Source organism: Streptomyces sp. NPDC093598, from assembly GCF_044764825.1.
Classification (GTDB): Bacteria; Actinomycetota; Actinomycetes; order Streptomycetales; family Streptomycetaceae; genus Streptomyces.
In genome coordinates, this window is sequence record NZ_JBIWIV010000005.1 from 340,887 (window position 1) to 347,131 (window position 6,245).

Annotated in this window: 6 protein-coding genes and 2 pseudogenes; 6 read left to right on the forward strand and 2 right to left on the reverse strand. The window is 67.3% G+C overall.

Annotation, left to right across the window (positions count from 1 at the left end; translation table 11 throughout):
* Positions 1 to 268 precede the first annotated feature (268 nt).
* The 3 genes from ACIRDU_RS19985 to ACIRDU_RS19995 all read left to right on the forward strand — a co-directional run bounded on the left by ACIRDU_RS19985 (position 269) and on the right by ACIRDU_RS19995 (position 2,934).
* On the forward strand, positions 269 to 838 hold the full coding sequence (locus ACIRDU_RS19985; protein ID WP_403581237.1) for a hypothetical protein: 570 nt from the start codon (positions 269 to 271) through the stop codon (positions 836 to 838).
* 341 nt (positions 839 to 1,179) lie between these two features.
* The gene (locus ACIRDU_RS19990) at positions 1,180 to 1,812 is read left to right on the forward strand and encodes a hypothetical protein (protein ID WP_403581261.1); all 633 of its coding nucleotides are present in this window, start codon (positions 1,180 to 1,182) and stop codon (positions 1,810 to 1,812) included.
* A 903-nt stretch (positions 1,813 to 2,715) separates the two neighbouring features.
* Positions 2,716 to 2,934, forward strand: coding sequence for a hypothetical protein (locus ACIRDU_RS19995; RefSeq protein ID WP_403581238.1), 219 nt, complete (start codon positions 2,716 to 2,718; stop codon positions 2,932 to 2,934).
* 10 nt (positions 2,935 to 2,944) lie between these two features.
* On the opposite strand, the pseudogene ACIRDU_RS20000 reads toward ACIRDU_RS19995, so the two are convergent.
* A pseudogene (locus tag ACIRDU_RS20000) lies at positions 2,945 to 3,245 on the reverse strand (N-acetylmuramic acid 6-phosphate etherase); the annotation flags it as partial.
* A gap of 613 nt (positions 3,246 to 3,858) precedes the next feature.
* Positions 3,859 to 4,020 (reverse strand): annotated as a pseudogene (locus ACIRDU_RS20005) (IS701 family transposase); the annotation flags it as partial.
* A gap of 337 nt (positions 4,021 to 4,357) precedes the next feature.
* Here ACIRDU_RS20005 and ACIRDU_RS20010 point away from each other — a divergent pair.
* The 3 genes from ACIRDU_RS20010 (at position 4,358) to ACIRDU_RS20020 (ending at position 6,104) form a co-directional block, all read left to right on the forward strand.
* Positions 4,358 to 4,885 (forward strand): TetR/AcrR family transcriptional regulator, encoded by a 528-nt coding sequence (locus ACIRDU_RS20010; protein WP_403581240.1) that lies wholly within the window; start codon positions 4,358 to 4,360, stop codon positions 4,883 to 4,885.
* On the forward strand, positions 4,882 to 5,259 hold the full coding sequence (locus tag ACIRDU_RS20015; protein WP_403581241.1) for a hypothetical protein: 378 nt from the start codon (positions 4,882 to 4,884) through the stop codon (positions 5,257 to 5,259). Before ACIRDU_RS20010 ends, ACIRDU_RS20015 begins: the two co-directional genes overlap by 4 nt.
* A 509-nt stretch (positions 5,260 to 5,768) precedes the next feature.
* Complete coding sequence (locus ACIRDU_RS20020; protein ID WP_403581242.1) at positions 5,769 to 6,104, forward strand: hypothetical protein; 336 nt, start codon at positions 5,769 to 5,771, stop codon at positions 6,102 to 6,104.
* Positions 6,105 to 6,245: the final 141 nt, after the last annotated feature.

Below are 6,245 nucleotides of genomic sequence, written 5' to 3' on the forward strand. Positions count from 1 at the left end.
TTGGCCTGCCACTGGCCGGCGTTCGTCTTCACCAGGTCGATCCACCGGCCCGAGCGAGTCTCGGTGAGCTTGAAGCCCTTGTGGCCCTTGCCACCCGCTCTGCGGATTGGGCGCCGGCCGCTCTCATTGGACCGAACGCCTTCGCCCCCGGTGTCACTCATCTGGCCTGCCGTGATGGCAGGGCATACGTAGTCCGGTGAGGGTGGGGGTGGGCTTCGCCGTCCACGTCGGCCAGGCCCTTCCTGCCGATCCGAAGGAGCTCTAGGCCATGTCTGAACGAAACACCGTCATTCGCAGCCTTCATGATCTTGGTCTGGCCGCCTGGTTCGGGGGCTCGCTGATGGGGGCGGTCGGCCTCAACGGGGCGGCCCAGGGCGAAGGAGGCACGGAGGCGAGCCGAGACCGGATCTCTTCGTCGGGCTGGGCGAAGTGGGCGCCGGTCAACGCCGCCGCGATCGGAGCGCACCTGTTCGGTGGTGGCGGGCTGCTCGCCGTGAACGCGCACCGTGTCGCCACGCAGCAGGGCGTGGGCGCCTCTACTGCGGCCAAGACCGTCATCACCGCTGCGGCTCTGGCCGCCACCGCCTACGCCCGCGTCCTGGGCAAGAAGGTCGAGCTGGCCTCCTCCACCGACCCCGCTGACGCCGAGAAGGCCGGAAAGCACCCGATCGACCTCGACAAGGCGCGACGGCAGCTGGCCACTGCCCAGTGGGCGGTATCGGCCCTGACCGGATGCCTGGTCGTGCTCAACGCTCTGCACGGCGAACAGCAGCGCCCCACCGAGCAGATTCCCGGCATGTGGGAGCGGGCCCGCTCCGCCACCCACCTGATGTCGTAGAACCTCGCAAGGCCCCAGACCTGTCAAAGCGGGCCCGCTGCCAGGAACTACAGCCGGCCAACGCGTGACACCCGACGTGCGCTGTCGTTGAGCAGCACGACTCCATATGCCGGGCCCCCGGGGTGATACCTCCCCCGGGGGCCCGTGGTCGTTCGTTTTCGATGCGAGGCCAGGCACGCGTGGTCAGTCGCTGCTGGGTCTCGCTCACCGCGAGGTGGTGTCGGCGTACACATCTGGTCAGGAAGGTACGAAGGCAGCTCCCCATGGCCGAGACGAGTTGCTCGGCGTAATCGGGGCGCGCTACGGGTGCGGGATGCGGAACACTTCGCTGGGTGATCGTGATGCAGCCCGTCCTGGAGATATACGCACCTGACGGCTTCGACCTCTGGCCTGTCGCCGAGATCCAGTCGTTTGCCTTTCTGCCCCTCAGCGGTGAGCTCTCGCCCGCTGAGGTCGGGACGGCCATGATGCGCATCGCCGGCTGCAATGGCATCGACCCCCATGGCGATCGGCCACCTCAGCAGGCCGACGCACTCGACTCGTTCCTTCACGGACTGCTGACGTTCGACAACCTCTTCGCGGCCGGCGGCCTGCGGGTCACCGACAACTCCACAGGCGTCACCTTCCTGCCCGGTTGCTGCGACGGGCTGGAGGACTGGCGCGACTGGCACCAGTTCGTCGACGACGGCAGGCTGCTCGGTTTCGGCCACGACCCCGTGTCACCAGTTGCCGAGCGCTTCGGCGACACCGTCCGGCTCACTGTCAACGCCGAGCAGAGCGACAGTCCGGTGATCGAGCTGTCCGTCGCCGAGCTCCGCCACCTGCTCGCCGGTGCCGAGCGCGACCTGGCCGACTTCCTGGCGCTGGCAGCCGACTGGGCCTCCAGGCACCTACCTGGCCGCTGCGCTCCCGTCACAGCCGCCCTCGCCCGCGTTCTCGACCTTCCCGCACCGGCCATGCCGCCGGAGCCGTAGGACGGCACGGACTTCGCAGGCCGCGAAGGCGGGCCCCTGGATTGTCATCGTGAGCAACGCGGTGAGCATGTTGGTTGAGGGTCTCACCGGTGCTGACGCGTACGACATTCCCGTCGCGGGTACCGACCAGGCCGACGGTCTGTCAAACGAACGGTGCAACCAGCTGGGTTTTGGTTACTGGCGAGCTGCTGAGAGCCGGCCGCCGAAGGCGATGCCGAAGGCGTTCACCGCGGCCTTCCAGCGCAAGGTCCGGCAGTCACGGGGCACGGCTATCTCCACCGACCCCACCTCCGTCCGGACGGTCTCTAATCGTTTGCCGCGATCAGCTGGTCGCCCACGGCCTTCGCCGACACAGCCGCTGCCCACTCGACAGTCTCCTGCTCGGCCACGTTCTCACTGGCATCGGTGAATCTTCCATGATCGGGAGTTACACCGAACGATTCACAGGCCCGGCCTACGCGGGCCGGTACGGGGCCACCGACCAGAGCGAACGTATCCGCCTCGGTGACACCGTCTTCCACAACGGACCCCTCCGCCCGTCTGTGAAGACAACTGCCGGTGTGGACATGTGCTTCAACCACGAGCCCGGGGGCACGTTGAACTCCATGACGACCGGGGGCAAGACCTACTTTCACCTCACCGACGCCATAGGGGCTCGGTCGTCGCGCTCGCCGACGTCAACCGCATCGACCCGACGGGCACCCTCAGCCTCGGCGACCTGATGGACACCGTCGGTAAAGCCGGGGAGGCCATCACTGCCGGTGAATTGGCCGGCCAGCTGGCGACAGGAGACTACAGGGCGGCTGCCGGAACGGCGATCGGTTTCGCCGCGGGCAAGGCGTTCACTGCCGACTGCACATACCTGACGGCCGGAGCAGGAGCGATCTTCTGCGCGGTCGGGGAATGGCGGTCTCCGAGGCCACGGAGGCGGCCTACGAAGACGCCGAGTCAGACCGCACCCGCGTCGGTGCATCCCATGAAGGAGGTCTCGTGCAATCACCCACTGATTCGACGGTACTGGCCTACAAAGGACTTGATGGAATCCCTCTCTGGCTGTTGTTCGGGATCGCCATCCTGGCTTTCGTCATCTTCGGCGCGGCACAGATCCGTAAGCGCAAGTGAGGACTGAACGTCACGCGGTGGGCGGCGCCTGTACCGGGCGCCGCCCACCGCTGAGCGCCGGCGGACCGTCTGCGTCCGCGTCAGCGGACCCCTTCCGCCAGCGCCGCGCGCAGGTGGCCGCCGGTGGCCTCAAGGAGACACGCCGGAGCGGGCGCGCAGGCTTGTCGTTGGAGGCGCGCACGTCGACCATCAGGTTCCCGTCTTGCCGAGCCGGATCACCGTGATCGTCGAGAGCACGTTGAGGACAGCTTCTGTGCCGTACCGGCCTTGAGGCGAGTGGAACCGGTGAGCAGCTCCAGCCCGACGACGATCCGAGGGTTCTCCTCCGGCCGATGTCGAGATGTACGCGCCCTGACAGCGGGGAACAGGACCGGTTGGATTCCCGGCTCCGCGAGTTCGGTGATCAGGTCAGTCTGGGGATGTGGACGCGTCCGTTGCGGCTATCGCGTCCCTATCCGACGACGGTTCATACTCTCGCCCGAGTGGCGGCCTGAGCGTTGTCCCGTAAATGATCTCTGCCGCGCTGGGTGACCTGCTTGTTTTCCGTGTCACCCCGCGAGCGTGAGGTTGTGCCCCCAAGTAATCAGGTCCAGTCCCAACCACCGATCGCGGCACCTCCGAGGTACCCGCCGATTCCGTAGCCAAGTCGACGGCCGTCGCGGCCTTTCCGGCGGCACCCGCGGCCTTCATGGCCACGCCTACCCGGCCGAAGCATGGAAGCTGTCCGTTCCCCATGCCGCATCCGTCAGCTCACCACGACCCACGACAGGACCAATTGTCAGACAGTGCCTAATAGTGCTTCGTCAGGTTGTGGGCTGTCTGCGGCTGCTCCGAAGGCTGGGCAGGGGGCGTCCGCAGGTGGTGCAGGTGCCGGTCCAGCACCTCAGCAGGTCTCCTGAAGAACGTCGAGGACCTGGTAGAGGGTCAGGCCGGTGTGCGGGCTTTTGGGTCGAGCCGCCTCAGGGTGAGGAATGCCTGGGCGGCGGTGACGAGGGTGAAGTGCCAGCCGAGCCAGGTGCGGCCCTCGAAGTGGTACAGCCCGAGGCCGTCCTTGAGCTCGCGGTAGACGTGCTCGACCCGCCGGCGGTTCTCGCCGATCATGAAGGATCAGCGTCGCCACGCCTCGGTCCTTGGCGGACTTGCCGGTGCCGGAATCACCGATCAGGCAGAGTGGCTGCCCCTTCTTCACCCGCTCGCGGGTCGCGAATCGGACCGGCGCCGGGCGCGGTCGTCGCGTCCGGCTGCGTCTCTCCACCGGCGACGGCAACACTGCTGAAGTGGTAGTGGTCGCGAGATCGGGCCGCATCTCTGCGCGTTGTACCCGGCGCATTTACCAATCGGGGCGTCCCGTATGGTTAATCGCGTGACGCTTCCCAGTGCCCCGCGTGGGCGTCCCCGAGACAGCCGGGCCCATCAGGCGATCTTGACCGCCACGACCGAGCTGGTGACTGAAGTCGGCTACGCCGACACGTCCATCGGTGCGGTGGCGGCTCGGGCCGGCGTGGGTAAGGACACCATCTACCGCCGCTGGTCGGGCAAGGCCGAGTTGGTGTACGAGGCGGTCTTCACCCAGACAGAGGCAGCCCCAGCATCGGACACCGGCAGCCTGACCGGCGATCTCACTGCCCTGCTGGAGGCACTGATCCAGGAGTTCTCCACCCCGGCCGCGGCCGCTGCCCTGCCCGGCCTGCTGGCCGACTTCGCCGCCGACCCGGAATTGCAGGTCCGCATTCGCTCCGACTTCCTGACCCCGGCCAAGGACGGGCTGGCACCGGTGTTCGAGCGAGCTGTCCAGCGCGGGGAGGCCAACCCCGGCCTGCCGGTCGACCTGGTACTGGACACACTGGCCGGCGCCGTCTTCTTCCACGTCGCCCTGGTGGGCGAGCAGCCCGACCCACGGCTGGCCACGCAACTGGCGGCCATCGTCGGCCGCGGAATCGAGACCCGATGAACGCCTGGTTTCTCGCCGCCGGCATAACGGCCGGCGCGGTCGCAGCCATCCATGCCGTGGCTGGCGGTCGGGATGTCATCCGGCCACTGCTGGCTGGCAACGTCCCCGATGAGCCCCGCCGTGTCCTGCACGCGGTCTGGCACATGGTCACGGCCGACCTGATCCTGGCCGCCGCTGCCCTGATCTGGCTGGCGCTGGGCAACCGCTCTGGCGGTGACACCATCGCCTGGTTCCTGGCCGCCCACTTCGTGGCCTACTCCGGCGTGTTTCTCATCGTTTCCCTGGCGGCCAGATGGTCAAAACCGCTGCTGCGCCTGCCGCAATGGATACTGCTGTTGCCGGTGGCGCTGCTCGCAGCGGCTGGCGCAGCGTGAACCGCGGGAGCGCGGGGCCCTCATGGACCTCAGGTACATACCGCCGGTTCCGGCAGAGCAGATCCGCCAGTGCCCACGCGGGATGTCGCGCTCCCTCCGCGCACGACGACGACCTGCGCTCCACCGCCTACCAGTTGAGGGACGCAGTACGGCTTTGCGCATTGCACCTCCTCGGTGGTGACCCTGAAGCATCCTTGCGTGGCGGGGTCTCATGAGACATGGGGAAGACGCAGCGCGTGAGGATCGCAAGCTGGGCACGTCGTCATGACGTCGGCGGCGGCTCGGCTGCGCCTGTCCACGTCAGCCACTCGCGCACCGTATTCGCCTCGGTGGTCGACGGGCGCGACACCCACGGCCCCGACAGCCGCCGCGCGGAGAACGTGTGATCGACAGCCAGAGCATCAAGACCTCAGCCACCGTCCACCTGTCCAGCCAAGGCATCGACCCGGCCAAGAAGATCATCGGCCGCAAGCGGCACATCGTCACCGACACCTGGTTTCCTGCTGGCCGTGGCCGTCACCGCCGCCAGCGTCTCCGCCGCCGGCACCCAACTCCTCGCCGACGTCGCCGCGCGCCACCTCACCATCACCAAAGCCTGGGCCGACAACGGCTACAAGGCCAAAGCCGGGAACGCGGCCCACCTCGGCATCGACCTCGAAATGTCCAACGCGACCCCACTGTCCGCGGCTTCCAAGTCCGGCCCCGCCGCTGGGTCATCGAACGCACCCTCGGCTGGCCCGCGACTAGGAAACCCACCCCCACCGATCAGCAGCCGTGATCCGACTGGCCGCCATCAACCTCATGACCCGCCGCCTCACCCACGAAACCACCACCAACTGGCGTGACACCTAAACCAAATGAAACAGACAACCGAGAACCAAGTGCTCACTTACTGATCATTTCAGAATGAGGTTCGGAGTCGTCTCAAGCAGATGATGCTGCAGGCGAGTTGGAGCAGTCCGAGGTGGAGGTCGGCTCGTATCTCG